This window comes from Cellulosimicrobium protaetiae, assembly GCF_009708005.2.
GTDB lineage: Bacteria > Actinomycetota > Actinomycetes > Actinomycetales > Cellulomonadaceae > Cellulosimicrobium > Cellulosimicrobium protaetiae.
Map to the genome: position 1 here is coordinate 2,452,219 of NZ_CP052757.1, position 25,627 is coordinate 2,477,845.

The window sequence follows — 25,627 nt, forward strand, 5'->3', positions numbered from 1 at the left end:
ATGCCACTTCGTCGTCAGGATGGCGTGCATGAGCCCCACCCGACGTGCCGTCCAGCTCCTCCTCGGCCTCCTCGCCTACGCGCTCTCCATGGCGCTGCTCCTGCACGCGGGCCAGGGCGGGATGCCGTGGGACGTGCTGCACCAGGGCGTCGTGCGCCGCACCGGGCTGCCGTTCGGGGTCGTCGTCGGGTCGCTCAGCGTGCTCGCCCTCCTCGCGTGGATCCCGCTGCGGCAGCGTCCCGGGATCGGGACGATCGCGAACGTCGTCGTCATCACGCTCACGATCGACCCGGCGATCGCGCTCGTCACGCGCCTCGTGCCCGAGCCGGGCGTCGCCGCGAGCGTCGCGCTCGCCGTCGGAGGGATCGTGCTGAACGGGCTCGCGACGTCGGCGTACCTCGGGGTGCGCCTCGGCCCCGGCCCGCGCGACGGGCTGATGACCGGCCTGGTCGCGCGCACGGGGTGGTCGGTGCGCCTCGTGCGCACGCTCATCGAGGTCGTCGTCGTGTCGCTGGGCTGGGCGCTCGGCGGCACGGTGGGCTGGGCGACCGTCGCCTACGCGCTCGGTGTGGGGCCGATCGTCCAGGCGACCGCGCGCTGGTTCGCGCCGCGCGGGCTCGTCGGTCCGGCGCGCGCCGGGCGGCGTGCCGGGACAGGTGGTGCCGCCCGGTCACGGGAGCCCGTCCCTGCGGCCGCAGACCCCCGGCCGGGCGAGGGAGGCATGCCCGCGCCCGGTCGGTGAGGAGACGGCGACGGCCCCGGCGGAGTACCGCCGGGGCCGTCGTCGCGCCTGGGTGTGCCGGACTCAGACGACGCGCGTCTGCGGCGCGTTCTCCGCCGTCCTGCCCGGGTCGCGCTCGACGACGTCCCCGAGGACGTCGTCGATGCGCGCGAGGAGCTCGGCCGGGATCGTCACGCCCGACGCCTTGACGTTCTCGGCGACCTGCTCGGGCCTCGACGCGCCGACGAGCGCCGCGGCGACGTTGTCGTTCTGCAGGACCCAGGCCACCGCGAGCTGCGGCATGGTCAGGCCCAGCTCCTCCGCGACGGGCTTGAGGTTCTGCACGCGCGTGAGCACGTCGTCGGTCATGAAGCGCTGGATCATCCGCGCGCCGCCCTTGTCGTCGGTCGCGCGCGACCCCTCGGGCAGCGGTCGGCCGGGGACGTACTTGCCGGACAGGACGCCCTGCGCCATCGGCGACCAGACGATCTGCGAGAGGCCGAGCTCGCGTGACGTCGGCACGACCTCGTCCTCGATGACGCGCCACAGCATCGAGTACTGCGGCTGGGAGGAGATGAGCTGGAACCCGAGGTCCTTCGCGAGCGCGTGGCCCGCCCGGATCTGGTCCGCCGTCCACTCGGAGACGCCGATGTACAGGGCCTTGCCCTGCCGGACGATGTCGGCGAACGCCTGCATCGTCTCCTCGAGCGGCGTCTCGGTGTCGTAGCGGTGCGCCTGGTAGAGGTCGACGTACTCGGTGCCGAGGCGCCGCAGAGAGCCGTTGATCGACTCCATGACGTGCTTGCGCGAGAGCCCCGTGTCGTTGGGGCCGCCGGGGCCGGTCGGCCAGTACACCTTGGTGAAGATCTCGAGCGACTCGCGACGCTGGCCCTTCAGCGCGTCGCCGAGGACCTGCTCGGCCTTCGTGTTCGCGTAGACGTCCGCGGTGTCGAACGTCGAGATGCCGGCGTCGAGGGCAGCGTGGACGCACTGCGTCGCGACGTCGTTCTCGACCTGGGAGCCGTGGGTGAGCCAGTTGCCGTAGGTGATCTCGGAGATCTTGAGTCCGGAGTTGCCGAGGTATCGGTAGCGCATGGTCCCGAGCCTACGGCGCGCGTCGTCAGTGCGCGGTCGGCTCCAGCAGGTCGACGAACGACCGCAGCTCGTGGGCGTAGCTCTCGGGCTGCTCGAACGGGGCGAAGTGCCCGCCGCGGGGTGGCTCGGTGGCGTACACGGTGTTCGCGACGCGGTCGAGCCAGGCGCGCGGGGGCCGGACGACGTCGCCGGCGAAGACGGAGAACCCGGACGGCACGTCGACGTAGCGGGCGAGCTGCTCGCGGGGGATCGCGGCGTTGGCTCGGTAGGCGCGGACGCCGGCCCCGACGTTGCCGGCCGCCCAGTGCTCGGTGAGGAGGGCGAGGACCTCGTCGCGCGTGTACGCCGTCTCGAGGTCTCCGCCGCAGTCGCTCCACGACCGCAGCTTCTCGACGACCCAGGCCGCGAGGCCGGCGGGGGAGTCCGTGAGGCCGACCGCGAGGGTCTGCGGTTTGGTGCCCTGCACCGCCGCGTAGGCTCCCTCGGCCGTGCGCCACCGCGCGCTCTCCTCGAGCCAGTCGCGCTCCTCCTGCGTGAGCAAGGCGGGGTCGCCCGCGAACACCGGCAGCCCGGCGTCGGTGCGGTGCACGGCGATGACTCGGTCGGGGAAGTCGAGCGCGAGGAACCGGGCGACGTGGCTGCCCATGTCTCCGCCGGCGACGAGGAACCGGTCGTACCCCAGGGCGGTCATGAGCTCGGCCCACAGGGCGGCGACCGCGCGGTTGTCCGGGGTCGGGCCGGAGGGAGTGTCGGAGAAGCCGAAGCCGGGCATGTCGGGGACGACGAGGTCGAAGGTTCGTCGCCCCGCGTCGCCCGTGCCCGCGCCGCTGCCCGGGGCGGTCAGGAGCGGCACGACCTTGCGGTACCGCCACGCCGAGTCCGGCCAGCCGTGGGCGAGCAGGAGCGGGAGCGGGGGAGCGTCGCCGGGACGCCGGCTCGCCGGCGCGTGGAGGAGGTGGACGCGCGTCCCGCCGAGGGTCACGCGCCTGCTGGGGAGCGAGGCGAGCTGTGCCTGGTGCGCCGCGAAGTCGAAGCCGTCGGCCCAGTACGCGACCAGGTCGCGCAGGTACGCGACATCCGTGCCCGCGTCCCACCCGAGCCCCTCCGGGGCGTCGACCCATCGGGTCGCGCGGAGGCGGGACCGGAGGTCCGCGACCACCGCCTCGGGGATCTGCGGCGTGAAGCTCTCGAGGGCGGTCGCGCGGTGCACCATGACCCCGAGGCTATCGGGACCGGGAGGCCGGGAGAGCGGACCGCTACTCCGGGAAGACGCCGTGCTTCTTGTGCGTCGGCTTGGGCAGGCGCGCGCGGCGCAGCTGGAACGCACGCATCACGGCGTACATCGTCGTGCCCTTGGGGATCTCGCCGAACTTGCGCAGGAGGCGCTTGCGCAGGCGGCGCCACATGATGAAGCCGTCGACGACCGTCAGCAGCACGATGACGTAGAGCGTCATGACCGTGAGGAACGCGAGGTCCTGGTTCTGCGCGGTGAGGAACGAGAAGACGATGAACACCAGCGCGACGGGCAGGAAGAACTCGCCGAGGTTCCAGCGCGCGTCGACGTACTCGCGCACGTAGCGCTTGACCGGGCCCTTGTCGCGCGGCGGAAGGTAGCGCTCGTCGCCCGTCTGCATCGCCTGGTACTGGCGGTCGCGCGCCTCGCGCTGCTTGTCCCGCGCGGCCTTGGCCGCGGCGCGCCGGTCGTTCGGCACGAGGGGTCGCTTGTTCGCGGCCTCGGAGACCTTGCGCTTGGGCGTCGGGCGACCCTTGCCGGCCTGCTCGATCTCGGCCGCCTGCTCGACGGGGTCGGGGGCGGCGGGCGTCGCGGCGGGCTTGTTGCGGGAGAACACCCCTCCAGGGTAGTCGAGCCGGAGGGGTGCCCGGCATCGGTTCCAGGCCTGGCAGGGGTAGCGGGACGATGGACGAGGCAGTAGCGTTACATATCGAAACGTAATGCTACCGCGTCGAGGAGGACCCGTGAGCCCCGCAGCCGAGACCACTGAGACCACCGCCGTCCGGGCGGGACCCCGCGCGTGGGCCGGGCTGACCCTGCTCGTGCTCCCGATGCTCATGGTCGCGACCGACCTGACCGTGCTCTTCTTCGCGCTGCCCTCGATCACCGCGGACCTGGACGCCTCGGCCACCCAGGCGTTGTGGATCTCCCACGTCTACGGCTTCCTCATCGCCGGGACGCTCGTCACCGCCGGGCGGCTCGCGGACCGCGTCGGGGCCCGCCGCCTCCTGCTCGTCGGGGCGACGGCGTTCGCGGTCCTGTCGGTGCTCGCCGCGACCTCGACGAGCGCGGAGACGCTGATCGTCGTCCGGGCGCTGCTCGGCGTCGCGGGCTCGACGCTCATGCCCGCGCTCTTCTCGCTCCTGCGCCTGATGTTCCCCGCCGACGCGCAGCGGCGCCTCGCCATCGCGATCCTGTTCAGCGCGTTCTCGGTCGGAGCGGCGATCGGGCCGGTCCTGGGCGGGGTGCTGCTCGAGCGGTTCTCGTGGGGGTCCGTCTTCCTCGTCAACGTGCCGCCGATGCTCCTGCTCGTGCTCCTGGGCCCGCGGCTCCTGCCGACGGGACGCGGGACGAGCGGCGGGGGACGGCTCGACCTGACGAGCGTCGCCCTGTCCGTCGCGGGCATGCTCGGCGTCGTCTACGGGCTCCAGGAGCTCGCGGCCGGTCCCTCCGGCGGTGCGACGGCGGTGCGCGACGCGGCCGTGCTGGTCGCCGGCGCGCTCGTGCTCGGGCTCTTCGTCCGACGCCAGCACCGGCTGCCCGACCCCCTGCTCGACCTGCGGCTCGTCACCGCGCGGCGCCCGGCCGCAGCCCTCGGGACGCTGCTGCTCACCGGTGTGGGCGTCGTCGGGGTGTACTACCTGTTCACGCAGCACCTGCAGGTCGCGGCCGGCCTCGGCCCGCTCGAGGCGGGACTGTGGACGCTGCCGTACGTCGCGGTGAACATCCTCGGCGCGCTGCTCGCCCCGGGCCTCGCCTCCCGGTTCCGCCCCGAGACCGTGGTCGCCGCCAGCCTGGTGGTGATCGTCGCCGGGGCCGTGCTGACCGGGGTGGTCGGGTGGGCGGGCGTGCCCGTGCCGGCGCTCGCGGCGTCGGTCGCGGTGCTCGGCCTCGGCCACGGGGCTGCCGCGGCGCTCGTGAGCGACCTCGTCATCTCGTCGGCTCCGCCCGCGCAGACGGGTTCGGCGGCCGCGACCCAGGAGGTCTCCGCCGAGCTCGGCACGGCCCTCGGCATCGCGGTGTCCGGGGTCGTGGCCGTCCTCGTGCAGCGCGCGGCGCTCTCCGACGGCGCGGCCCCCGCGGGTGACGGCGCGTCCGCCCTGGCGCTCCCGGCCTACGCGGTCGTCGCCGCGGTGCTCGTGGGTCTCGCGGCGACGCTCGTGGTCCGGGTGCTCGTGCGCCCGGCCCGACCTACCTGACCGTCGACAGCTACGATCACGACCATGTCCAGCGCTCCCGGCACCGCAGCCCCTGGCGGTGGCGGCCGGCCGCGCGACCCCCAGATCGACCGCGCCGTGCTCGACGCGACCTCCGAGCTCCTGGACTCCGGGGGGTACGCGGAGCTGACGCTGGAGAAGGTCGCGCGCCGCGCCGGGACGACGAGGCCGGCGATCTACCGTCGCTGGGCCGGTCGCGCGCCCCTGGCTCTCGCCGCGGTCGCGGCCCGGCTGAGCGTCCCCGAGGCGCCGGACACCGGCTGCACGCTGTGCGACCTGGGCGAGAGCCTCGGCGTCTTCCTCGCCGCCTACCGCGCGACCCGGCCGGACGTGCTCGCGGCGCTGTACGCCGAGTGCGCGCCCGACCCGGCGCTGCGCGAGCGCTACCTCGCCGTGGTGGTCGAGCCGTCACGCCGGGCCGTGGCGGCGACCCTCGCCCACGCCGCGACGCGCGGCGACCTGCGCGAGGACGTCGACCAGAACCAGGTCGTCGACCTGTTCGCGTCGTTGGTGCAGTACCGCGCGCTGTTCGGCGACGCGCACCTGAGCGACGAGGAGGCGGAGGGCGCGATCGAGCTCGTCCTGCGAGGCCTCGCCGTCGACTACGACGCGCTCCTCGCACGCAGCGCGGCGCTCGAGCTGGAGCACCGGGGCGGGCCGGACGCCCCGCACGTCCACCTGCCGACCTGACCGGGCGGGTGCCGCGACCGAGGGCCTCGGCGCGCCCGGTGTCGTACGGTGCTCGTCGTGACGAACTCACCCGAACCCACCGCAGATCCCGCTCTCGCGACCACGCTCCGCGAGACCGTCGCCCGCCTGTTCCCCGCGCTGCGCGCGGACCTCGAGGCCCTCGTGCGCGTGCCGAGCGTCTCGAACGCCGCGTTCGACCAGGCGCACGTCGCGGCGAGCGCCGACGCCGTCGCCGCGCTCCTGCGCGCGGCGGGCCTGCCCGAGGTGCAGGTGCTGCGGGCCCGGGCCGCCGACGGCACCGAGGGGGCGCCTGCCGTCGTCGCGCGCCGCCCCGCGCCCGACGGCGCGCCCACCGTCCTGCTCTACGCCCACCACGACGTGCAGCCCCCGGGCGATGCCGCCGCGTGGGAGACCGACCCGTTCGAGCCGACCGAGCGCGACGGCCGCCTCTACGGCCGCGGTGCGGCCGACGACAAGGCGGGCGTGGTCGCGCACCTGGGCGCCCTGCGCGCACTGTCCGAGCTGGGCGACCTGCCGGTCGGCGTGACCGTGTTCGTCGAGGGCGAGGAGGAGGTCGGCTCGCCCTCGTTCCTGCCGTTCCTCACGCAGTACCGCGACCTGCTCGCGGCCGACGTCATCGTCGTCGCGGACTCGCAGAACTGGAAGGTCGGGGTCCCGGCGCTCACGACGTCCCTGCGCGGCCTCGTGGACTGCGAGGTCGAGGTCGCCGTGCTCGGCCACGCGGTGCACTCGGGCATGTACGGCGGGCCGGTGCTCGACGCCGTGACGCTCCTCGCCCGCCTGATCGCGACGCTGCACGACGACGCGGGCAACGTCGCGGTCGACGGTCTCGTGGTCGGGGTCGAGCCGTCGGTGGACTACGCCGAGGCGGACTTCCGTGCGGACACCTCGCTGCTCGACGGGACGGTGCTCGCGGGCGAGGGCAGCATCGTGGGCCGCCTGTGGACCAAGCCCGCGATCGCGGTCATCGGCCTGGACGCGCCGAGCGTCGCGCACGCGTCGAACACGATCACCCCGCGCGCGACCGCGAAGCTCTCCGTCCGCCTGGCCCCGGGGCAGGACCCGGCGGCGGCGATGGCGGCGCTGCGCACGCACATGGAGTCGAACGCCCCCTTCGGGGCGCACGTCACGGTGCGCGACGGCGAGCAGGGCAAGCCGTTCCTCGCGCCCGGCGACTCCGAGGCCATGCGGGCCGCGCGCTGGGCGTTCGCGACGTCGTGGGGCACGGACCCCGTCGACATCGGCGTGGGCGGGTCGATCCCGTTCATCGCCGACCTGCTCGAGGTGTTCCCCGATGCGGCGATCCTCGTGACGGGCGTCGAGGACCCCGACTCGCGCGCCCACGGAGCGAACGAGTCGGTGCACCTCGGCGAGCTCGAGAAGGTCGTGCTCGCCGAGGCGCTCCTGCTCGCCCGGCTCGGCGGCGCGGTCGCCTGACCCGCGCCCGCGTCCCCGCGCGGCGACGCTCGCCCGGTCAGTCGGCGAGCGCCGTCCGCAGGTCCGCCGCCTCGGCGAGGGGCGGCCCGACGGCGGTGCGCACCTCCGGGGAGAGGGCGCCCGCCAGCGCGTCGAGGTCGTCGAGGTGCGTGCGTGCCCCGTCGGGGTCGCCCGCGCGGACGGCGAGCTCGGCCAGGTACGCGAGCGCGCGCACGCGGTCTGCCGGCTCGGCGTCGTCCCCGGCGCGCCGCAGCGCGCCGCCGAGGATCTTGCGCGCCTGGACGGGGTCGCCGTGCGAGTCGGCCTGCACGACGGCGTCGTCCAGCGCGCGGGCGAGCCGCCCCTCGGGGCGCGCGGCGTACGCGTCGACGGCGGACGCCCCGGCCGTGTCCGTGGTGGGCGCCGCGGCGGGGGAGCGGCGCATGAAGCGGACCCAGTTCCCGGCGGGGTCGACCAGGCTGAAACCCGTCGTGCCGCCCGCGTTCGCGCGCCGCCGGGGTCGGGTGACCCGGGGGAATCCCGTGAGCGGCAGCCGCCCGTAGCGCGCGCGCAGCCCGGCCGCGAACGCCTCGAAGACCGGTGCCGTGTCCTCCACGACGACGATGCACGTGCTGTAGCTGTCCTGCGGCTCGATCCCGTCGAGCCCGAAGTAGTGGATGTCCACGCCGCCGCGCCGCACCGCGAGGTACGGGTTGGGCCGGAGCTGGCGGTAGGTCACGTCGAAGCCGAGCGCGGTCCAGAAGTCGCGCAGCTCGTCGATGTCCCGGCAGGGCAGGGCCGGGACCATGGTCGCGTCGAACGGGTCAGTGGCGGGGTGATCGGGGGACGGCTCGGGGTCAGGTGCTCGGTCGGCGGTCACCGCACCATCGAAGCACCCGGCTCCCGGCGGGGCCAGGGTCCGTCGTCAGCCGCGGTGCGCGACGTCCACGGCCCGGGACCACCGGGCGACGTCGTCCGGGAGCTCGGGGGAGGTGACGTCGCCCCCGAGGAGGCCGACGACGTCGGGCGCGGCGATCCGGTCGCCGGACCCGCGCGCGAGGAACCGGCCCGCGACGAGGCCGCGCGCGCACAGGTCGCCGCCGCGCGAGAACACCTGCTCGAGGTAGACGACGCGCTCGTCCCACCCGAGGACGCGCGTCGCGATCTCGAAGCGGTCCCCGAGCTGCAGGGAGCGGCGGTACTTCATGGTCGACGCCGCGACGACCGGGTACCAGCCCTTCTCCTTGAGCAGGGGGAACCCGCCGAGGTCGGCGATGAAGTTGCTGCGCGCGACGTCCATCATCTGCAGGTACACGCCGTTGTTGACGTGCAGGTAGAAGTCGAGGTCGCCCGGGCGCACGCGCATGCGGGTGACGGACGGCTCGAGGACGCCGCGGCCCGGCACGGCCTTGCGCGGCAGCGTGCTGGCGACGAGGAGCTGGATCTGGCGGGTCACCCGGGCAGGCTACTACCCCGCACCAGCGGTATCGGGTACTTGTCGCGCCGATGCCTGGAAACGCCTGTCATCTCCGTGTGCGAGGATGCGCGCCGTGACGACGACGAGCCCCGCCCCTCGCCCCACCGCCACCGCCGACACCGGGTCCACCCCGGCGCACCCGTGGCAGGTCCGCGCCTTCCGTGCGGTCGCGATCGCCGAGGCGTTCTCGTGGGCCGGGCTGCTGGTCGGCATGTACCTCAAGTGGGTCGCCGGGACCACCGAGCGCGGCGTGGAGATCTTCGGACCGATCCACGGCGCCCTCGTGATCGTCTACGTCGTGCTCGCCGTGCTCGTCGCCGTGCGCGTCCGCTGGTCGCTCTGGACGACCTTCCTCGCCCTCGCCGCGACGGTCCCGCCCTTCTGCACCGTCGTCTTCGACGTCTGGGCGCACCGCACCGGTCGCTACGCCGCCACGGCACGCAGGTCGGACGCCGCCGGCACCTGACCCCGCGTGCCGCGTCGGTCGTCCGCGACTCAGACCGGCGGGTCGGGGTCGTACTGGATCGCTCGCCGCACCGCGCGCGCGACCTCGTCGCTCTCCAGGCGCGCGACGAGGTGCAGCGCCATGTCGATCCCCGCGGACACGCCCGCGGACGTGACGACGTCGCCGTCGTCGACGAACCGCGCCTCGGTGTCGACCACGACACTCGGGTCGATCTCCGCCAGCTCGTCGTAGTGCTCCCAGTGCGTCGTCGCGGGCCGACCCGCGAGCAGCCCCGCCGCGGCGAGCACGAGCGAGCCCGTGCACACGCTCGCGATGACCGGGGTCTGGGCGCGCACCGCGCGCAGCCACTCGAGGTGCACGCGGTCCGCGAGCAGGGAGCGGGTTCCCCACCCGCCCGGGTAGACGAGCAGGTGCAGGGGGCCGACGTCGTCCGCCGAACGGTCCGGGAGCAGGCGCAGCCCCTTGGCGAGGCGCACGCCACCGCCGTCCCACGAGAACGTGGACACGTGCGGCTTGAGCGCCGAGTGCTCGGCCCAGGCGGACAGCACTTCGAACGGACCGGCGACATCGAGCTCCTCCGCCTCGTCGAAGACGAAGATCCCGACGTTCATCCCGTTCCCGGTGCTCATGCCTACCTCCGCGTGCCCCGGACGTCGCGCCGGGCCACCCCGGCGGGTACCCCCTAGATGCCCGGCAGGGCGAGCATCTGGTCGAGCGCGACGCGCGCCCAGTGCGCGTCGTCGGCGTCCACGACGATCCGGTTGACCACGCGGCCCGCGGCGAGCGACTCCATGGCCCAGACCAGGTGCGGCAGGTCGATCCGGTTCATCGTCGAGCAGAAGCACACCGTGGAGTCGAGGTAGTGCACCTGCTTGTCCGGGTGGGCGCGCGCGACGCGACGCACCAGGTTGAGCTCCGTCCCGATCGCCCACGACGAGCCCGGCTCGGCGGCGTCGAGCATCTTGATGATGTACTCCGTCGACCCGACGAAGTCCGCCGCCGTCACGACCTCGTTCTTGCACTCCGGGTGCACGAGCACGTTGACGTCCGGCACCGCGGCGCGCATGTCGCTCACGTTCTTCGCGGAGAACCGCCCGTGCACCGAGCAGTGCCCGCGCCACAGGATCATGCGCGCGTCGCGCAGCTCGGCGTCCGTGAGGCCGCCGTTCGGCTTGCGCGGGTCGAACACGACGCAGTCGTCGAGCGACATCGCGAGTTTGAGGACCGCGGTGTTGCGGCCGAGGTGCTGGTCCGGCAGGAACAGCACCTTGCCCGTGCCGTCCACGCCGCCCACCTGGTCGAACGCCCAGCGCAGCGCGACCTCCGCGTTGGACGACGTGCACACCGTGCCGCCGTGACGACCCGTGAACGCCTTGATCGCGGCCGAGGAGTTCATGTACGTGACGGGGATCGTGGAGTCGGCGATGCCGACCTCCTCGAGCACGTCCCACGCGTCCTCGACCTGGTCGATCGCGGCCATGTCGGCCATCGAGCAGCCGGCCGCGAGGTCCGGCAGCACGACCTGCTGCGCGTCGGACGTGAGGATGTCCGCGCTCTCCGCCATGAAGTGCACGCCGCAGAACAGGATGAACTCGGCCTCGGGCCGCGCCGCGGCCTCGCGCGCGAGCTTGAACGAGTCGCCCGTCACGTCGGCGAAGTCGATGACCTCGTCGCGCTGGTAGTGGTGGCCCAGGACGAACGCGCGCTCGCCCAGCGCGGCGCGCGCCACCCGGGCGCGCTCCACGAGGTCCGGGTCGCTCGGCGCGGGCAGCTCGCCCACGCACTCGACCCCGCGCTCGGACGCGAGGTCACGGCCCTGACCCAGCAGGAGCAGGGCGGAAGGGCTGGGTTCGGCGAACCCGCCCTGGCGCGAGGTGTTCGGCCCGCTCACGGACGACAGCAAGGTGCTACCAGTGCTCACGGCACCATCGTCGCACAGCGCCGCCACGGTCGAGCGGGCGTCCCGCGGGGACCGGACGGGCCTCGGCCCTGGCACAATCCGGGCATGCGCGTGCTGCTCACCGGGTCCGCCGTCCCGCCCGTGCCCGACGGCGCATGGCCGGCCGGCGAGACCTCGTCGCCACCCGCCCCCGCCGGTCCGACGCTCGACGACGTCGCGGGTTGGTGGGCGTCGCACGCCACGGTCGAGACCGTGGCGCTCGCGGCGTCCGGGCCGGCGTTCCTCGACGCGGTCGCGCCCGTCGCGCCGGAGGTCCTCGCCGGGGTGGTCCCGGGGCCGGGCGGGGGCGACGTCCCGGTCGCGGTCCGCCGTCGGACGCCGGGCGGCGACGGCGCCGGCACGCGCCGGACCGTCTACCTCGACACCTCCCAGGTGCCCGCGACCGGCGCGGTCGAGGTCCTCGAGCTCGTCGCAGGGCGCGTGGCCGTTCCCGCGCGGTCCTCGACCGCCGTCGGGCACCTCCTGGCGCTCGCGGCCGACGCCGCGCGCGGACCGGGCGGGGCGCCCGGGCGCGTCGTCCTCGCCACCGGTGGGAGCACGAGCCACGACGGCGGGCTCGGCGCGCTCCTGGCGCTCGCCGGGGCGCCGGAGCGCGCCGGAGGCCTCCCGACCGCCGTCCCGGCCGACGTCGTGCGGGCCGCGCGGGCCGCGCTGGGCGGCACCGACCTCGTCGCAGCCGTCGCGGCCGACGTCCCGCTCCTGGGGTTGCACGGGGCGAGCGCGGCGCTCGACGCCCGCAGTGTGGACCCTGCGGTGGCCCAGCACCTCGAGCGCGCGCTCGGCGCGGTCGCGCACGACGTGGCGTCCGCCGTCGACCGCGTGACGGCGGACGACAGCGGCCCCAGGGGTGCGCTCGCCGGACGGGACCTCCTCGCCGCGTCGACGGCGGGCCGTCGCCTGGCGGGTCTGCCGGGGTCCGGCAGCGGGGGCGGGCTCGCCCACGCCGTCGTGGCCCTGGGCGGGCGGCTCGTGCCCGCGCTGCGCGTCGTCGCCGACGACCTGGGCCTCGACGCTCGCCTCGCGGGCGCGGACGTCGTCGTCGTGCTCGCGGACGAGCTCGGGGCGCACGAGCTGGGGGACGGGACGGTGCACGAGGTCGCCTCCCGCGCCGCCCAGCACGCGCTCCCCGTCGTCGTGGTGGCGCGCGCGGTCGTCGCCGGGCGGCGCGAGCAGGCCGCCGCGGGACTCAGCGGCGCGTACGCGTGGGGCGACGGTGATGCGCGCGCCCTCGTGGAGCGCGTCGCGCGCACATGGTCGCGCGGCTGACGTCAGCGCTCCTCAGCCGAGGTCGACGGACCCGTCCGTGCGGACGGACCAGGCCGGGTTGTGCGCGACCTCCCACACCAGGCCGTTGGGGTCGGCGACGTGGGCGTGGAAGACGCCGCCGAACTCGCCCTCCTGCGGCTCCTTGCGGACGGTCCCGCCCGCGGCGACCATCGCCTGCACGAGCTCCACGACCGCGGCCCGGGACCGCACGTTGTGCGACAGCGTGAGGCCCGTCGTCGCCGGCGTGGCGTCCGGCGTGCCGGCGTCGCGCGCGAAGGCCGACTCCTCGAAGAAGCCGAGGAGCTGGCCTGCCGCGGAGCGGTAGAAGACGATCTCGCCGGGCACGTCGAGCTGCGCGGTCCAGCCGAGCGCGCCGTAGAAGCTCCGCGCGGCGTCCAGGTCGCGCGTCGCGACCGTGACGAAGTGCAACGACTGGTCCATGCGTCTCCCGTCGGCGGGTCGCGCCACCGGTGCGGCGCGGGCTCCGTTCGACCGTACGCCGCCGGGTGGTCGTAGACTCGGGAACACGACCGGCACGAGTGGTGTTGAGGACCTGACGGGATCTCTCTCGAGAGGTCCGTAGAAGCCGGCCACCACCGGGGCAGCACTGCCCCCGACAGCGCGGAGACGAGATGAGCGAGACCACCGACATTGCCACGCACGGCGTCAACCTGACCGACGGGGCCGCGGACAAGGTCCGCACCCTCCTCGAGCAGGAGGGTCGCGACGACCTGCGCCTGCGCGTCGCGGTGCAGCCCGGCGGCTGCTCCGGCCTGATCTACCAGCTCTACTTCGACGAGCGCGTGCTCGACGGCGACGCGCTGCGCGACTACGACGGCGTCGAGGTCGTGGTCGACAAGATGAGCGTCCCCTACCTCGAGGGCGCGACGATCGACTTCGCGGACACGATCGAGAAGCAGGGCTTCACGATCGACAACCCCAACGCGGGCAGCGCCTGCGCCTGCGGCGGCTCCTTCAGCTGACCGCCCGGCGTGCCGCGCGCACGCCGATCACGACCGCACGAGCCCGGTCACCCGCCCCGCGGGTGGCCGGGCTCGCGTCGTCCTGCGCGAGACCGCCGTCAGGGGCCGAGCTCGACCGTGATGGCCCAGGCGTCGGCGTTCTCGGTGCGGGGGAGCGGCTCCTCGTCGACCACCGCGTGACCGCGCATCCGCGCCCAGGCCGGGACGTCGAGGCGCGCCGCGGGATCGGTCGACCACACGGTCAGGCGCGTCCCGGGCTGCCGGTCGCGTGCCGCCGCGGCGAGCCGGATCACCGGGAGGGGGCAGCGCAGCCCGCGCGCGTCGACCACCTCGGGGGCCTCGTCCGTCACAGGCCCTGCACCCCCAGCGTGGCGCGCACGCGGGCGACGGCCCCGGGCAGCGCGGCGAGCAGGCGGTCGACGTCCGCCTCGCTCGTGGAGCGGTCGAGCGCGACGCGCACGTTGCCGTGCGTGAGGACGCCCATCGCGGCCAGCACGTGCGACGGCTCGAGCGTGCTCGACGTGCAGGCCGAGCCCGAGCCGACGGCGATCCCCTCGCGGTCGAGGTCGGTCAGCAGCGCCTCCCCGTCCACGTAGAGGAACGAGAACGTCACCACGTGCGGCAGGCGGTCGACCGGGTCGCCCACCACCTCGACGTCGGGGATCTGGGCGACACGCGTGCGGACCCGGTCGACGAGCGCGCGCCGCCGCGCGTCCTCGGCCTCGCGGTCCGCCAGCACCGCCTGGAGAGCGACGGCGGCCGCGAACGCCGCGGGCACGGACACCCCGCCGGGGGACCACGGGTCGGCGTCCTCGGGGAACGGGCTGCGCCGTCGTACGCGAGACCGGATCGCCAGGACCCCGACGCCGGGACCTCCGCCCCAGTCGGCAGGGTCGGCGGCCAGCGCGTCCCACGCCTGCGGGATCTCGTCGTGGCCCACGCTCGCCCCCGCGTCGACGAGCAGGGGGACACCCGAGGCGCGCGCCACCTCGTGCACGGCTCCGACCGGCTGGCGCGTGCCCACCTCGCCGTTGGCGAGCTGGAGGGCTGCGAGCGCGACGCCCGGGCGGGCGACGGCGTCGGACATCGCCGCGGCGTCGACCCGACCGACGCGGTCCACGCCGACGACCTCGCGCTCGAGCCCGCCGTGCTCGGCGGCGTGCAGGACCGCGGCGCGCTCGACCGCGCCGACCACGACACGTCGTCCCACGCGCGACCGGCCGCCGGCGAGCGCCGCGACCCCGGTGTGCAGGGACGCCGTGTGGTTCGCGGTGAAGACCACCTCTTCCGTCCGCGCGCCGAGCGCGGCGGCGACGGCCTCGCGGGCACCGTCGAGCAGCGCGGCGGCGCGGCGACCCTCGGCGTGCAGACGGCGCGGGTCGGCCCAGCCGTCGTCGAGCGCGCGGTCGAAGGCCTCGCGCGCGAGCGGGTGCCAGGGCGCCCGCCCGCCGTTGTCGAGGCGGGCCCGGCGATCGGGGGTGGTGTGTGTCACATGGCCTCCTGGGCGCTGGCGGTCGCGTCGCGGGGCGCGACGAGTGCGGCGGGGAGCCGGCCGACCGTGCCCGGGTGGGCGCCCGTGCCCTCCCGCGGGGCGTCGGATCGTTGCGCTCGCGCGGACCGCGACGGGGCGTCGGGACGAGCCCGCACGCTCCACCGGCACGGTACCGCTCCGCCGGGCTGAGCATCGGTGTGGCAAGGATCTGACAGACCCGGCGCGGGTGTGGTGAACCCGTCCTGACCGGCCACGACGTGTGCCGTATCTCGCCCGCCCGCAGCGCGTTCCGGGCCACGAAGGGCGGAATCCCGCGCTAGGCTTCGTGTGTCGAGGACGAAGGTCCTGTGCTGGGCTCGTAAAGACGGGCACGGGCAGGACGTGACGTGAAAGGCCCCCCTTGCACTCGCAACCCCCTAGCCGCACACGGCGCACCATCCTGCGGGCGACGGCCCTCGCCGTCGCCGTCGCTGCGGTGGCGTCCGGCTGCGCCAGCGACACGGTCCAGCGCGGGTTCCTGCCCGGTTACGAGGACGGGGAGGTGACCAACCAGACCGCCCGGATCACGTCGCTGTGGACCGGCTCGTGGATCGCCGCGCTCATCGTCGGCGTCATCACGTGGGGCCTCATGCTGTGGTGCGTCGCCGCCTACCGCAAGCGCAAGGACGACCACCGGCTCCCGGTCCAGACGCGGTACCACCTGCCGCTCGAGATCATGTACACGGCCGTGCCGATCATCATGGTCCTCGTCCTGTTCTTCTACACGGACCGCGACATGAGCGCGATCCAGGACAAGGACGTCGAGTCCGACCTGACCGTCCAGGTCATCGGCAAGCAGTGGAGCTGGGACTTCAACTACGTGGACGACGACGTCTACGAGACCGGTCAGCACCTGGCCGACGTCGGCGACACGATGACCGAGGACGCGACGATCGACGGCGCCCCCGGCACCGCCGCGGAGCTGCCGACGCTCTACCTGCCCGTCGGTGAGTCCGTGCGGTTCGTCCTCGACTCGCGCGACGTCATCCACTCGTTCTGGATCCCGGCGTTCCTCTACAAGCAGGACATGATCCCGCACCGCACCAACGAGTTCGTCGTCACCCCGGAGCGCGAGGGCGTCTACGCCGGCAAGTGCGCCGAGCTGTGCGGCGAGCACCACTCCGGGATGCTCTTCAACGTCGAGGTCGTCGACCGCGCGGAGTACGACGCGCAGATGGAGGCGCTCCGCGAGAAGGGCCAGGAGGGCCAGATCCCGGTCGAAGGGTTCAGCCGCCTCCAGGACCCGAACCCCGTCACTGCTAGCACGGAGGGTGAGCACTGATGGTCGCGCAGGCCGAAGTCATCCCCGGTCTCGCCCCCCGGCGTCAGACCCTCGGTCGGACCGTGATCAAGTGGGTCACGTCGACCGACCACAAGACCATCGGGTACATGTACCTGATCACGTCGTTCATCTTCTTCTGCATCGGCGGCCTCATGGCCCTCGTGATCCGCGCGGAGCTCTTCGAGCCCGGGATCCAGATCGTGCAGAGCAAGGAGCAGTACAACCAGCTCTTCACGATGCACGGCACGATCATGCTGCTGCTGTTCGCGACCCCGCTGTTCGCCGGGTTCGCCAACGTCATCATGCCGCTGCAGATCGGTGCGCCGGACGTCGCCTTCCCGCGGCTCAACATGTTCGCGTACTGGCTCTACCTCTTCGGCGGGCTCATCGCTTCGGCCGGCTTCTTCACGCCGCAGGGTGCCGCGTCGTTCGGATGGTTCGCCTACGCGCCCTTGTCGAACACGACGTTCAGTCCGGGTCTCGGGGGAGACCTGTGGGTGTTCGGCCTCGCGCTCGCCGGTTTCGGCACCATCCTCGGTGCCGTCAACTTCATCACGACCATCATCACGATGCGCGCGCCGGGCATGACGATGTTCCGCATGCCGATCTTCACGTGGAACACGCTCATCACGAGCCTCCTCGTGCTCATGGCGTTCCCGCCCCTGGCCGCCGCGCTCTTCGCGCTCGGCGCCGACCGGCGCTTCGGTGCCCAGATCTTCAACCCCGAGAACGGGGGAGCGATCCTCTGGCAGCACCTGTTCTGGTTCTTCGGGCACCCTGAGGTCTACATCATCGCGCTGCCGTTCTTCGGCATCGTGTCCGAGATCTTCCCGGTCTTCGCCCGCAAGCCGATCTTCGGCTACAAGGGCCTCGTCTACGCGACGATCGCCATCGCGGCCCTCTCCGTCACCGTGTGGGCCCACCACATGTACGTGACCGGCGCGGTCCTGCTGCCGTTCTTCGCCTTCATGACGATGCTCATCGCCGTCCCGACCGGTGTGAAGTTCTTCAACTGGATCGGCACCTTGTGGAGAGGCAAGCTGACGTTCGAGACACCGATGCTGTGGTCGATCGGCTTCCTCGTGACCTTCCTCTTCGGTGGCCTGACGGGCGTCATCCTGTCGAGCCCGGCACTGGACTTCCACCTCTCCGACTCGTACTTCGTCGTGGCGCACTTCCACTACGTCGTGTTCGGCACCGTGGTGTTCGCGATGTTCGCGGGCTTCTACTTCTGGTGGCCCAAGTTCACGGGCCGGATGCTCAACGAGCGCCTCGGCAAGCTGCACTTCTGGCTGCTGTTCATCGGCTTCCACACGACGTTCCTCATCCAGCACTGGCTGGGCGTCGAGGGCATGCCGCGCCGCTACGCGGACTACGCGCCGTCGGACGGCTTCACCTGGGAGAACCAGGTCTCGACGGTCGGGGCGTTCATCCTCGCCGCGTCGACGCTGCCCTTCCTCTGGAACGTCTACACGACCTGGCGCAACGCGCCCAAGGTCGAGGTAGACGACCCGTGGGGCTACGGCCGCTCGCTCGAGTGGGCCACGTCCAGCCCGCCGCCGCGGCACAACTTCACGTCGCTGCCGCGTATCCGCTCGGAGTCACCCGCGTTCGACCTGCACCACCCCGAGGTCGCTGCCATGGACCACGCGGAGCCGAACCCGAACGTGCTCGAGCAGGTCTACGGCGAGGCGGACCGTCGCGGTGAGAAGAGCGTCGCGCTCGACCGCCTGAGCGGTGCGGAGACCGCCAGCGACTCCACGACGACGACGATCGTCGACGAACCCCGCACGGGCACGACGGACGAGGAGGCCGGGAAGTGAAGGTCGAGTACAAGCTGTTCCTCTACGGGACGCCGTTCTTCATCGCCGCAGGGCTCGTGTACGGCTTCTGGAGCCACTGGGAGCCCGTCGGCTCGGTCGCGATCCTCCTGACCGGTGGCCTGGTCGCCATGATCGGCGCCTACCTCATGCTCACCGCGAAGCGGATCGACGCGCGTCCCGAGGACGACCCCGAGGGGCTCGTCGAGCAGGGTGCCGGAGATCAGGGCGTCTACGCCCCGTGGAGCTGGTGGCCGCTCGCGATCGCCGGGTCCGCCGCCATCGTCTTCCTCGGCCTCGCCGCGGGCTGGTGGCTCGTGTACGTCGGGATCGCGCTCAGCGCGATCGCGCTCGTCGGCTGGGTCTTCGAGTTCTCGCGCGGGCAGCACGCCCACTGATTCGACCCGACGTCCTCCGGACGTCCGAACGGCCCGGCTCCCGGAGGGGAGACCGGGCCGTTCGCCATTCCGGCGTCGTCCGACGCCGACGTCGTGCGCATCTCTCCATGACCGGGCTCTGACCCTTGTTGCCCGACAGCGCGCCGAACACGACATGAGGGCCGCTATCCACTGGATAGCGGCCCTCATGTCGTTCTCGCGGGCGGGTGGGGTCGTGCTCGCCCGTCGGCGCGGACGTTCTGGTAGTCGATGTAGTCCGCGTGCTCCCGGCCGTCGAGCAGCACGATCGGCGTCAGGCCGAGGGTGAGGTTGCCCTGCTGGTCGTAGGGCTGGACGGTGACGAGCTTGGAGCCTGGGGTCCCGGGCGAGGATGGCCCAGCCCGAGCCCTGGACGCCGGCCGCGACGGGGGCGAACTGCTTCTTGAACGCGTCGAAGGAGCCGAAGTGCTCGTCGATCGCGGCGCCGATCTGACCGGTGGGCTCGCCGCCGCCCTCGGGGGAGAGGTTGGTCCAGACGGCGGAATGGCCGGCGTGGGCGCCGAGGGGGTCGTGTCGATCGAGTGCCGACGTCCGTAGGGCGCAGGGGGTCAAGTCCCAGACCGGCCTCGGGAGCACGGTGGGCCCGGCCCACGGCTGCGTCCTTCGGGACGGGTGCCCTCGGCGTGGAGCGTGGAGCGTGGAGCGTGGAGCGTGGATCCTGCAGCCTGGAGCCAGGGAGGACGATGCTGCGACGCCGCATGGTGCAAGACGACGAGACCCGTGGCCCCTTCTCCCTCGGAGGGGAGCGGACCACGGGTCTCGTCGTACTGTCGTGCAGGACCTCAGGGACGCTCGTCGGCGCCCTTCTCCGGCTCCACGAGGTCGCGCCGGCCACCGACGGTGGCAGCCCCGGCCTCGATCTGCTCGTGGCTCCCGCCCTCGAGCGCGTCGTGCTCGCCGTGCGAGTGCGCGGCGGCGAGCTCGTCGGGCGTCACCGGCTCGATGCGGTCCTCGTAGAAGAACCGCGACAGGCGCTGGAGCCGCTTGTCCTTCTTGTAGCCCTTGCGGCGCACCCCGCGGGAGTCCGTCGCCGGCTCGATCGCGAGCGGCTCGTGGGCCTGGTAGTTGACCCGGAGCCAGCGCTCCTGCTCGTCGAGCGGGCGGTGGACCTCGATGTACTCGCCGTGCGCGAACCGCACGATACGGCCCGTCTCGTGACCGTGGAGCACGAGCTCACGGTCCTTGCGCTGCAGACCGAGGCAGATGCGCTTGGTGATCCAGAACGCGAACCACGGGCCGACGAAGATCAGGATGCGGAACACCCACGTGATCGTGTTGATCGACATCGAGAAGTGGGTCGCGATGAGGTCGTTCGACCCGGCCAGCGCGAGGATGATGAACGCCGTGAGGAACGCGACGCCCAGCCCGGTGCGGACCGGCACGTTCCTCGGGCGGTCGAGCACGTGGTGCTCGCGCTTGTCCTTCGTCACCGCGGCCTCGAGGAACGGGTAGACGAAGAGGAAGGTGAAGAGCAGGCCGGGGACGACGACGGCGGGGATGAGCACGTTCAGCGACAACGTGTAGCCGCCGATGACGAACTCCGTCTGCCCCGGCATCAGTCGGAGCGACCCTTCGAGGAACAACATGTACCAGTCGGGTTGAGCTCCGGCAGAGACCGGTGACGGGTCGTACGGGCCGTAGTTCCAGACGTTGTTGATCGCCATCGTGCCGCCCATGAGGGCGAGGATGCCGAACACGACGAAGAAGAAGCCGCCGGCCTTGGCCACGTACACCGGGAACAGCGGGTAGCCGACGACGTTCGTGTCGGTGCGGCCGCCGCCGGGGTACTGCGTGTGCTTGTGCAGCACGACGAAGAACAGGTGCAGGGCGACGAGCGCGAGGATCAGGCCCGGCACCAGCAGGATGTGCACGGTGAAGAGCCTCGGGATGATGTGCTCGCCCGGGAACTCGCCGCCGAAGATGAAGTACGACATGTACGAGCCGATGAGCGGGATCGACTTCACGACGCCGTCGGTGATGCGCAGGCCGTTGCCGGACAGGACGTCGTCGGGCAGCGAGTAGCCCGAGAAGCCGGCGGCGAGACCCATGATCATGAGCAGCATGCCCACGAGCCAGTTGACCTCACGGGGCTTGCGGAACGCGCCCGTGAAGAACACGCGCATCATGTGCGTGACGATCGCGGCCATGAAGATCAGGGCGGCCCAGTGGTGGATCTGCCGCATGAGCAGACCGCCGCGGACCTCGAACGACATGTGCAGCGTCGACGCGAACGCGTCGGACATGAGCACGCCGTCCATCGACGCAGGCTCGCCGTGGTACGTGACGAGCGACATGCTCGGCACGAAGAACATCGTCAGGAAGATGCCCGTGAGGATCAGGACGACGAACGAGTACAGGGCGATCTCGCCCAGGAGGAACGACCAGTGGTCGGGGAAGACCTTGCGGGCGAACTCCTTGACGGCGACGCCGATGCCGGTGCGCTGGTCCAGGTAGTCGGCCGCCTTGCCGGCCGGCGTGGTCGGCGCGGCGGACTTCTTCGGTGCGGCGGTGCCGGTGCTGGTGGTCACTTCAGACGCTCCCAGAAGCTCGGTCCGATGGGCTCGTGGAAGTCGCTCTGCGCGACCAGGTAGCCCTCGTCATCAACGGTGATCGGCAGCTGCGGCAGGGGCCGCTTGGCGGGCCCGAAGACCACCTTGGCGCTGTCGGCCACGTCGAACGTCGACTGGTGGCACGGGCACAGCAGGTGGTGCGTCTGCTGCTCGTAGAGCGCCACGGGGCAGCCGACGTGCGTGCAGATCTTGGAGAACGCGACGATGCCGTCGTAGGACCAGGTCTCGCCCTCGGGGGACTGGTCGGACTTGATGTCGCGCGGGTCGAGACGGACCAGCAGGACGACGGCCTTCGCCTTCTCCGTGATCCACTCGTGGGACTGCATCTCCTCCTGGGAGGCCTCGGGGATGACGTGCACGACCGAGCCGATGGTCACGTCCGCCGCCTTGATGGGGCGACCGGACGGGTCGATCGCGAGGCGCGTGCCGTTCTTCCAGAGGGTGTGCTTGAACTTCGAGACGTTCCAGTCGCCACCGACGCTGCCGACGAGCGGGACGGCGATGGTGAGCGGGAACAGCGCGAGCGCGGAGATGACCGCACCCTTGAGCACGCCGCGGCGGGCGATGCCGGAGTCCTTGGCGCCGGCCTCGAGCTCGGCGATCGCGCCGGCGCGCGTCTCGGGGTCGCTCGCGATCGGGTGCCGCTCGTCGACCTTCTCGTGGTCGGACATGAGGACCTTCGCCCAGTGCACGGCGCCGAGGCCGATGCCGAGCAGCGCGAAGGCGATGGCCACGCCGAGCGTGAGCGTCGACAGGCGGACGCCCGCGGTCGTCCCGTCCGGCGGGATGACGAAGTAGACGACGAGCGCGGCGATCGTGCCGATCACCGAGATGCCGAAGAGCGTGGCGACCTGGCGCTCGGCGCGCTTCGACGCCTTCGGGTCGCGGTCCGCCATGCGGCTCTTGTGCTCCGGCAGACCGGGGTCCGGGAACGTGTCGAGGGAGCCGTGGCCCTCGTGGTGCCCGACCTCGCGGTGCGAGGGCTCGGGCGACCGGGGGTTCTGGTTGTCGCTCACGAGGACTTCGCTCCGATCCACACCGCGGCCCCGATGAGGAGGCCCATTCCGACGATCCAGGCCCACAGACCCTCGCTGACCGGGCCGAGCGAGCCGAGCGAGAGCCCGCCCGCCGAACCCTCACGCTGGTCGACGAGGAACGTGATGATGTCCCGCTTCTCCTCGGGCGTCATGGTCGCGTCGTTGAAGACGGGCATCGACTGCGGACCGGTGAGCATCGCCTGGTAGATGTTGCGCTCGGACGTCTCCCACAGCGGGGGCGCGAACTTGCCCTCGGAGAGAGCGCCGCCGGCGCCGATGGCGTTGTGGCACATCGCGCAGTTGGTGCGGAAGAGCGCGGCGCCGTTGGCGGCGTCGCCGAGCTCCGCGTCGACCTGCTCGTCCGTGGGGATCGCGGGGCCGGCGCCGAGCGAGGCGACGTAGGCGGCGAGCTGCGCCGTCTGCTCCTCGTCGAACTGGCGCGGCTTCTGGATGGCCTGCGGACCGTCCATCTGCATGGGCATGCGGCCGGTGGACACCTGGAAGTCGACCGACGCCGCGCCGACACCGACGAGCGAGGGAGCCGTGGCGGTGCCCTCCGCGTTGGGCCCGTGGCACGTGGCGCAGTTGGCCTGGAAGAGCTTCTGGCCGGTCTCGATGTCCTCGGTGCTGGCGGTCTCGGCGTTGGCCGGGGTCGGTGCAAAGGCGGCGTAGACGCCACCGGTGACCAGCAGCGCCAGCAGCAGCAGCACGACCGGCGCGAAGCGGTGGTGTCTGCGGGCGGCGAGTGCCTTCACGAAATGATCCTCGTCTCGCAGGTGGGGGAGCAGGGGGCGGGTGGGCGGTCCGGGGCGGACCCCGGGGAGGTCGTCAGCGCAGGATGTAGATCACGAAGAAGAGCGCGATCCACACGACGTCGACGAAGTGCCAGTAGTAGGACGTCACGATGGCCGTCGTGGCCTCGTGGTGCCCGAAGTTCTTGGCCGAGAACGAGCGGCCGAGAAGGAACAGGAAGGCGATCAGACCACCGACGACGTGCAGGCCGTGGAAGCCGGTCGTGATGTAGAAGACCGAGCCGTACGGGGTCGACGAGATCGAGACGCCGTGCTCGACGAGCTCGGCGTACTCGAAGATCTGACCGCCGATGAAGAACGCGCCCATGAGGAACGTGAGCGTCATCCACTCGTTCATCCCCCAGCGGTTCACCTGGAAGATGGATCCGGTGCGCACGGGCTGGAAGCGCTCGGCGGCCCACACGCCCATCTGGCACGTCACCGACGACAGCACCAGGACGGTCGTGTTGATCGCCGCGAAGGTCAGGTTGAGCTTGTCCGCCTCCAGGGCCCACTCGTCTGCGGGCATCACGGCGCGGACCGTGAAGTACATGGCGAAGAGGCCGGCGAAGAACATGAGCTCGCTGGCCAGCCACACGATCGTCCCGACCGACACGGGGTTCGGTCGGTTGACGCTCACGTGCTGATGGGCGTGGGGGGCAGCCGTTGCGGTCGACACATCAGCCATTATGGCCGACGAACCGCCCCTTCGCGGCACGCAGACGGCCGCCCGGAGGCGGTGAATCTCACAATGTCTCCAGATCTTCCCACGAAGACCTGCACTTGGTGACGGATCGCTGCTAAGTGCCATGAAACCGACTGCCTCGCGAGCCCGACCAGGGCCCTTCGTCCCGGGTCCCGCGCCGGTCGGCGCCGGCACCGCGCGAGGGGGTGCTGAGACCCGCTCCGACGTGCCAAGATGCCAGTCGGGACGCGCGCGCCTCAGGTGCTGGGACGCGGCATCCCGGGCCCACCCGAGGGAACGACGAAGGCGACGGTGACGACGATGACGACGACCGTGACGACGACGCACGGGGACACGAGCGTGTCCGCGCGCGCGCCGCGCATCCTCCTCTACAGCGACGACGTGACGGTGCGCGAGCAGGTGCGTCTCGCCGTCGGGCGGCGGCTGGGTGCCGGTCAGCCGGACATCGAGTGGCTCGAGGTCGCGACCCCGGCCGCGGTCGTGACGTCCGCCGACGCGGGCGGCTGGGACCTGCTCGTCCTCGACGGGGAGGCCGACAAGGCCGGCGGCATGGGTCTGTGCCGCCAGCTCAAGAACGAGGTCTACCGGTGCCCGCCGGTCCTGGTCCTCACCGGCAGGCCGCAGGACGGTTGGCTAGCATCGTGGTCGCTCGCCGACGACGCGGTGCCCCGGCCGTTCGACGCGGTCGCCCTCCAGCGCGCCGTCGCCGACCTGCTGCGTGCCCCCGGCACGCGGTAGCCGACAGGAGACCGACCAGCCGAAGGGCCACCCGTGACCGCCACCCCGCACCCCGCCGCCTCGACCACGAGCGACTCGACGGGCACGGGGCTCACGTGGCCCGGCCTCCTGTCGGAGCTCGTCGCCGGCCGCGACCTCGACACCGACGCCACCGCGTGGGCGATGGACCAGGTGATGTCCGGCGAGGTGTCGCCCGTGCGGCTCGCGAGCTTCCTGGTCGCGCTGCGCGCGAAGGGCGAGACGGTCGCCGAGCTCACCGGTCTTGCCGACGCGATGCTCGCCCACGCGAGCCGGTTCACGGTCGACGGGCCGACGGTCGACATCGTCGGCACCGGTGGTGACCGCGCGCACACGGTCAACATCTCGACCATGGCGTCGCTCGTCATCGCGGGTGCGGGCGTCCGCGTGGTCAAGCACGGCAACCGCGCCGCGACCTCGTCCTCGGGCGCCGCGGACGTGCTCGAGGAGCTGGGCATCCGCCTCGACCACGGCCCGGACCGCGTCGCGCGCATCGTCGAGGAGGCCGGGATCACGTTCTGCTTCGCGATGGTCTTCCACCCGTCGATGCGGCACGCGGGCGTCGCGCGCAAGGAGCTCGGCATCCCGACGGCGTTCAACGTCCTCGGGCCCCTGACCAACCCGGCGCAGCCGCGCGCCGCCGCGATCGGCGTCGCCGACGCGCGCATGGCACCTCTCATCGCCGGCGTGCTCGCCGCGCGGGGGACCTCGGCGCTCGTGTTCCGCGGTGACGACGGGCTCGACGAGCTCGCAGCGACGGGCGGGGCGACGGTGTGGGAGGTGCGCGACGGCGTCGTCACCGAGCACCGGCTCGACCCCGTCGTGGACCTGAGCATGGCACCCGTGACGGTCACCGACCTGCGCGGCGGCGAGGCGGCGCACAACGCCGACGTGGCGCGCAGGTTCCTCGCGGGCGAGGCCGGCCCGGTGCGCGAGACGGTGCTCCTCAACGCGGCCGCCGGGCTCGTCGCGGACGGCACGCTGCCCGGGACGGCACAGGGCACGCTCGTCGAGCGGCTGCGTGCCGCCTACGAGATCGCGGCGCGCAGCGTGGACACGGGCGCGGCCCGCGCGGCGCTGGCGCGCTGGGCCGAGGCCGCGGCGCGCGACTGACCTGCTCGCGCGGCGGACGGGCCGGCTCTGCGGGCCGGC

Annotated in this window: 26 protein-coding genes and 1 pseudogene; 12 read left to right on the forward strand and 15 right to left on the reverse strand. The window is 72.7% G+C overall.

What is annotated here, in order from left to right:
- The first annotated feature begins 28 nt into the window (after positions 1-28).
- Positions 29-742, forward strand: coding sequence for a membrane protein YczE (yczE, locus tag FIC82_RS10345; protein WP_154798496.1), 714 nt, complete (start codon positions 29-31; stop codon positions 740-742).
- Between the two features lie 63 nt (positions 743-805).
- Here yczE and FIC82_RS10350 read toward each other — a convergent pair whose 3' ends face one another.
- From FIC82_RS10350 to FIC82_RS10360, 3 genes are read right to left on the reverse strand one after another with little or no spacing between them, the layout of a single operon-like run.
- Complete coding sequence (locus FIC82_RS10350) at positions 806-1,816, reverse strand: aldo/keto reductase family protein (protein ID WP_154798497.1); 1,011 nt, start codon at positions 1,814-1,816, stop codon at positions 806-808.
- Between the two features lie 25 nt (positions 1,817-1,841).
- Positions 1,842-3,029: an epoxide hydrolase family protein gene (locus FIC82_RS10355; protein WP_154798498.1), complete on the reverse strand. Its 1,188-nt coding sequence runs from the start codon at positions 3,027-3,029 to the stop codon at positions 1,842-1,844.
- Between the two features lie 43 nt (positions 3,030-3,072).
- Positions 3,073-3,666, reverse strand: a complete 594-nt coding sequence (locus FIC82_RS10360) for a DUF3043 domain-containing protein (RefSeq protein ID WP_253691032.1) — start codon at positions 3,664-3,666, stop codon at positions 3,073-3,075.
- Positions 3,667-3,793: 127 nt separating this feature from the next.
- Between FIC82_RS10360 and FIC82_RS10365 the strand changes: the two genes are divergently transcribed.
- The 3 genes from FIC82_RS10365 to FIC82_RS10375 are packed head-to-tail and all read left to right on the forward strand — an operon-like array spanning position 3,794 to position 7,414.
- Positions 3,794-5,248 (forward strand): MFS transporter, encoded by a 1,455-nt coding sequence (locus tag FIC82_RS10365; protein WP_253691034.1) that lies wholly within the window; start codon positions 3,794-3,796, stop codon positions 5,246-5,248.
- A 24-nt stretch (positions 5,249-5,272) separates the two neighbouring features.
- Positions 5,273-5,956, forward strand: coding sequence for a TetR/AcrR family transcriptional regulator (locus FIC82_RS10370; protein ID WP_154798501.1), 684 nt, complete (start codon positions 5,273-5,275; stop codon positions 5,954-5,956).
- Positions 5,957-6,013: 57 nt separating this feature from the next.
- On the forward strand, positions 6,014-7,414 hold the full coding sequence (locus FIC82_RS10375) for a dipeptidase (RefSeq protein WP_171445702.1): 1,401 nt from the start codon (positions 6,014-6,016) through the stop codon (positions 7,412-7,414).
- Positions 7,415-7,451: 37 nt separating this feature from the next.
- Here FIC82_RS10375 and FIC82_RS10380 read toward each other — a convergent pair whose 3' ends face one another.
- Together FIC82_RS10380 and FIC82_RS10385 are read right to left on the reverse strand one after the other, a co-directional pair.
- The gene (locus FIC82_RS10380) at positions 7,452-8,273 is read right to left on the reverse strand and encodes a VOC family protein (protein WP_154798502.1); all 822 of its coding nucleotides are present in this window, start codon (positions 8,271-8,273) and stop codon (positions 7,452-7,454) included.
- Between the two features lie 45 nt (positions 8,274-8,318).
- Positions 8,319-8,849, reverse strand: coding sequence for an acyl-CoA thioesterase (locus tag FIC82_RS10385; protein WP_168731720.1), 531 nt, complete (start codon positions 8,847-8,849; stop codon positions 8,319-8,321).
- A 94-nt stretch (positions 8,850-8,943) separates the two neighbouring features.
- On the opposite strand from FIC82_RS10385, the gene FIC82_RS10390 reads away from it, so the two are divergent.
- Positions 8,944-9,336: a DUF3817 domain-containing protein gene (locus tag FIC82_RS10390; protein WP_253691035.1), complete on the forward strand. Its 393-nt coding sequence runs from the start codon at positions 8,944-8,946 to the stop codon at positions 9,334-9,336.
- Positions 9,337-9,365: 29 nt separating this feature from the next.
- Here the strand turns inward: FIC82_RS10390 and FIC82_RS10395 are convergent, their stop codons facing one another.
- Positions 9,366-9,965 carry a DJ-1/PfpI family protein gene (locus FIC82_RS10395; protein ID WP_154798504.1) on the reverse strand — a complete coding sequence of 200 codons (600 nt, stop codon included), beginning with the start codon at positions 9,963-9,965 and terminating at the stop codon, positions 9,366-9,368.
- Between the two features lie 53 nt (positions 9,966-10,018).
- Complete coding sequence (nadA, locus tag FIC82_RS10400; protein ID WP_168732259.1) at positions 10,019-11,227, reverse strand: quinolinate synthase NadA; 1,209 nt, start codon at positions 11,225-11,227, stop codon at positions 10,019-10,021.
- Positions 11,228-11,341: 114 nt separating this feature from the next.
- On the opposite strand from nadA, the gene FIC82_RS10405 reads away from it, so the two are divergent.
- Entirely contained in the window at positions 11,342-12,562 is a 1,221-nt protein-coding gene (locus tag FIC82_RS10405) for a glycerate kinase (protein WP_154798505.1), read from the forward strand.
- A 12-nt stretch (positions 12,563-12,574) separates the two neighbouring features.
- On the opposite strand, the gene FIC82_RS10410 is transcribed toward FIC82_RS10405, so the two are convergent.
- A complete protein-coding gene (locus FIC82_RS10410; RefSeq protein WP_154798506.1) occupies positions 12,575-13,003 on the reverse strand; it encodes a VOC family protein in 429 nt (142 codons plus the stop codon).
- A gap of 191 nt (positions 13,004-13,194) precedes the next feature.
- Here FIC82_RS10410 and erpA point away from each other — a divergent pair, with 191 nt between their 5' ends.
- Positions 13,195-13,545 (forward strand): iron-sulfur cluster insertion protein ErpA, encoded by a 351-nt coding sequence (gene erpA / locus FIC82_RS10415; protein WP_047234275.1) that lies wholly within the window; start codon positions 13,195-13,197, stop codon positions 13,543-13,545.
- Between the two features lie 98 nt (positions 13,546-13,643).
- Here erpA and FIC82_RS10420 read toward each other — a convergent pair whose 3' ends face one another.
- Together FIC82_RS10420 and FIC82_RS10425 are read right to left on the reverse strand one after the other, a co-directional pair.
- Positions 13,644-13,895: a sulfurtransferase TusA family protein gene (locus tag FIC82_RS10420; protein ID WP_168731721.1), complete on the reverse strand. Its 252-nt coding sequence runs from the start codon at positions 13,893-13,895 to the stop codon at positions 13,644-13,646.
- A complete protein-coding gene (locus FIC82_RS10425) occupies positions 13,892-15,037 on the reverse strand; it encodes a cysteine desulfurase family protein (protein ID WP_168731722.1) in 1,146 nt (381 codons plus the stop codon). The genes FIC82_RS10420 and FIC82_RS10425 overlap by 4 nt, the downstream gene beginning before the upstream one ends.
- Before the next feature lie 400 nt (positions 15,038-15,437).
- Between FIC82_RS10425 and ctaC the strand changes: the two genes are divergently transcribed.
- From ctaC to FIC82_RS10440, 3 genes are read left to right on the forward strand one after another with little or no spacing between them, the layout of a single operon-like run.
- Positions 15,438-16,358 (forward strand): aa3-type cytochrome oxidase subunit II, encoded by a 921-nt coding sequence (ctaC, locus tag FIC82_RS10430; protein ID WP_154798507.1) that lies wholly within the window; start codon positions 15,438-15,440, stop codon positions 16,356-16,358.
- Positions 16,358-18,181 carry an aa3-type cytochrome oxidase subunit I gene (gene ctaD, locus FIC82_RS10435; RefSeq protein WP_154798508.1) on the forward strand — a complete coding sequence of 608 codons (1,824 nt, stop codon included), beginning with the start codon at positions 16,358-16,360 and terminating at the stop codon, positions 18,179-18,181. The genes ctaC and ctaD overlap by 1 nt, the downstream gene beginning before the upstream one ends.
- Positions 18,178-18,576, forward strand: a complete 399-nt coding sequence (locus tag FIC82_RS10440; RefSeq protein ID WP_168731723.1) for a cytochrome c oxidase subunit 4 — start codon at positions 18,178-18,180, stop codon at positions 18,574-18,576. The genes ctaD and FIC82_RS10440 overlap by 4 nt, the downstream gene beginning before the upstream one ends.
- A 224-nt stretch (positions 18,577-18,800) precedes the next feature.
- Here the strand turns inward: FIC82_RS10440 and FIC82_RS21085 are convergent.
- From FIC82_RS21085 to ctaE, 5 genes and pseudogenes are all read right to left on the reverse strand, one after another.
- A pseudogene (locus FIC82_RS21085) lies at positions 18,801-19,119 on the reverse strand (superoxide dismutase); the annotation flags it as partial.
- Between the two features lie 278 nt (positions 19,120-19,397).
- Positions 19,398-21,143 carry a cytochrome bc1 complex cytochrome b subunit gene (gene qcrB, locus FIC82_RS10450; protein ID WP_168731724.1) on the reverse strand — a complete coding sequence of 582 codons (1,746 nt, stop codon included), beginning with the start codon at positions 21,141-21,143 and terminating at the stop codon, positions 19,398-19,400.
- Positions 21,140-22,201 (reverse strand): cytochrome bc1 complex Rieske iron-sulfur subunit, encoded by a 1,062-nt coding sequence (qcrA, locus tag FIC82_RS10455; RefSeq protein ID WP_418884319.1) that lies wholly within the window; start codon positions 22,199-22,201, stop codon positions 21,140-21,142. Before qcrA ends, qcrB begins: the two co-directional genes overlap by 4 nt.
- On the reverse strand, positions 22,198-22,977 hold the full coding sequence (qcrC, locus tag FIC82_RS10460) for a cytochrome bc1 complex diheme cytochrome c subunit (protein WP_168731725.1): 780 nt from the start codon (positions 22,975-22,977) through the stop codon (positions 22,198-22,200). The genes qcrA and qcrC overlap by 4 nt, the downstream gene beginning before the upstream one ends.
- A gap of 73 nt (positions 22,978-23,050) precedes the next feature.
- The gene (gene ctaE, locus FIC82_RS10465) at positions 23,051-23,701 is read right to left on the reverse strand and encodes an aa3-type cytochrome oxidase subunit III (protein WP_154798511.1); all 651 of its coding nucleotides are present in this window, start codon (positions 23,699-23,701) and stop codon (positions 23,051-23,053) included.
- Positions 23,702-24,019: 318 nt separating this feature from the next.
- Here ctaE and FIC82_RS10470 point away from each other — a divergent pair, with 318 nt between their 5' ends.
- Together FIC82_RS10470 and trpD are read left to right on the forward strand one after the other, a co-directional pair.
- Positions 24,020-24,457, forward strand: coding sequence for a response regulator (locus tag FIC82_RS10470; RefSeq protein WP_154798512.1), 438 nt, complete (start codon positions 24,020-24,022; stop codon positions 24,455-24,457).
- Between the two features lie 33 nt (positions 24,458-24,490).
- Positions 24,491-25,588 carry an anthranilate phosphoribosyltransferase gene (gene trpD / locus FIC82_RS10475; RefSeq protein ID WP_168731726.1) on the forward strand — a complete coding sequence of 366 codons (1,098 nt, stop codon included), beginning with the start codon at positions 24,491-24,493 and terminating at the stop codon, positions 25,586-25,588.
- Positions 25,589-25,627: the final 39 nt, after the last annotated feature.

What these genes read in the sequence shown, in the direction of transcription:
- FIC82_RS10395 (WP_154798504.1), bottom strand. Translation starts at nt 9,965, where the DNA reads ATGAGCACCGGGAACGGGATGAACGTCGGGATCTTCGTCTTCGACGAG.
- FIC82_RS10470 (WP_154798512.1), top strand. Translation starts at nt 24,020, where the DNA reads ATGACGACGACCGTGACGACGACGCACGGGGACACGAGCGTGTCCGCG.
- FIC82_RS10355 (WP_154798498.1), bottom strand. Translation starts at nt 3,029, where the DNA reads ATGGTGCACCGCGCGACCGCCCTCGAGAGCTTCACGCCGCAGATCCCC.
- FIC82_RS10350 (WP_154798497.1), bottom strand. Translation starts at nt 1,816, where the DNA reads ATGCGCTACCGATACCTCGGCAACTCCGGACTCAAGATCTCCGAGATC.
- erpA (WP_047234275.1), top strand. Translation starts at nt 13,195, where the DNA reads ATGAGCGAGACCACCGACATTGCCACGCACGGCGTCAACCTGACCGAC.
- ctaD (WP_154798508.1), top strand. Translation starts at nt 16,358, where the DNA reads ATGGTCGCGCAGGCCGAAGTCATCCCCGGTCTCGCCCCCCGGCGTCAG.
- FIC82_RS10410 (WP_154798506.1), bottom strand. Translation starts at nt 13,003, where the DNA reads ATGGACCAGTCGTTGCACTTCGTCACGGTCGCGACGCGCGACCTGGAC.
- yczE (WP_154798496.1), top strand. Translation starts at nt 29, where the DNA reads ATGAGCCCCACCCGACGTGCCGTCCAGCTCCTCCTCGGCCTCCTCGCC.
- ctaE (WP_154798511.1), bottom strand. Translation starts at nt 23,701, where the DNA reads ATGGCTGATGTGTCGACCGCAACGGCTGCCCCCCACGCCCATCAGCAC.
- FIC82_RS10370 (WP_154798501.1), top strand. Translation starts at nt 5,273, where the DNA reads ATGTCCAGCGCTCCCGGCACCGCAGCCCCTGGCGGTGGCGGCCGGCCG.
- FIC82_RS10405 (WP_154798505.1), top strand. Translation starts at nt 11,342, where the DNA reads ATGCGCGTGCTGCTCACCGGGTCCGCCGTCCCGCCCGTGCCCGACGGC.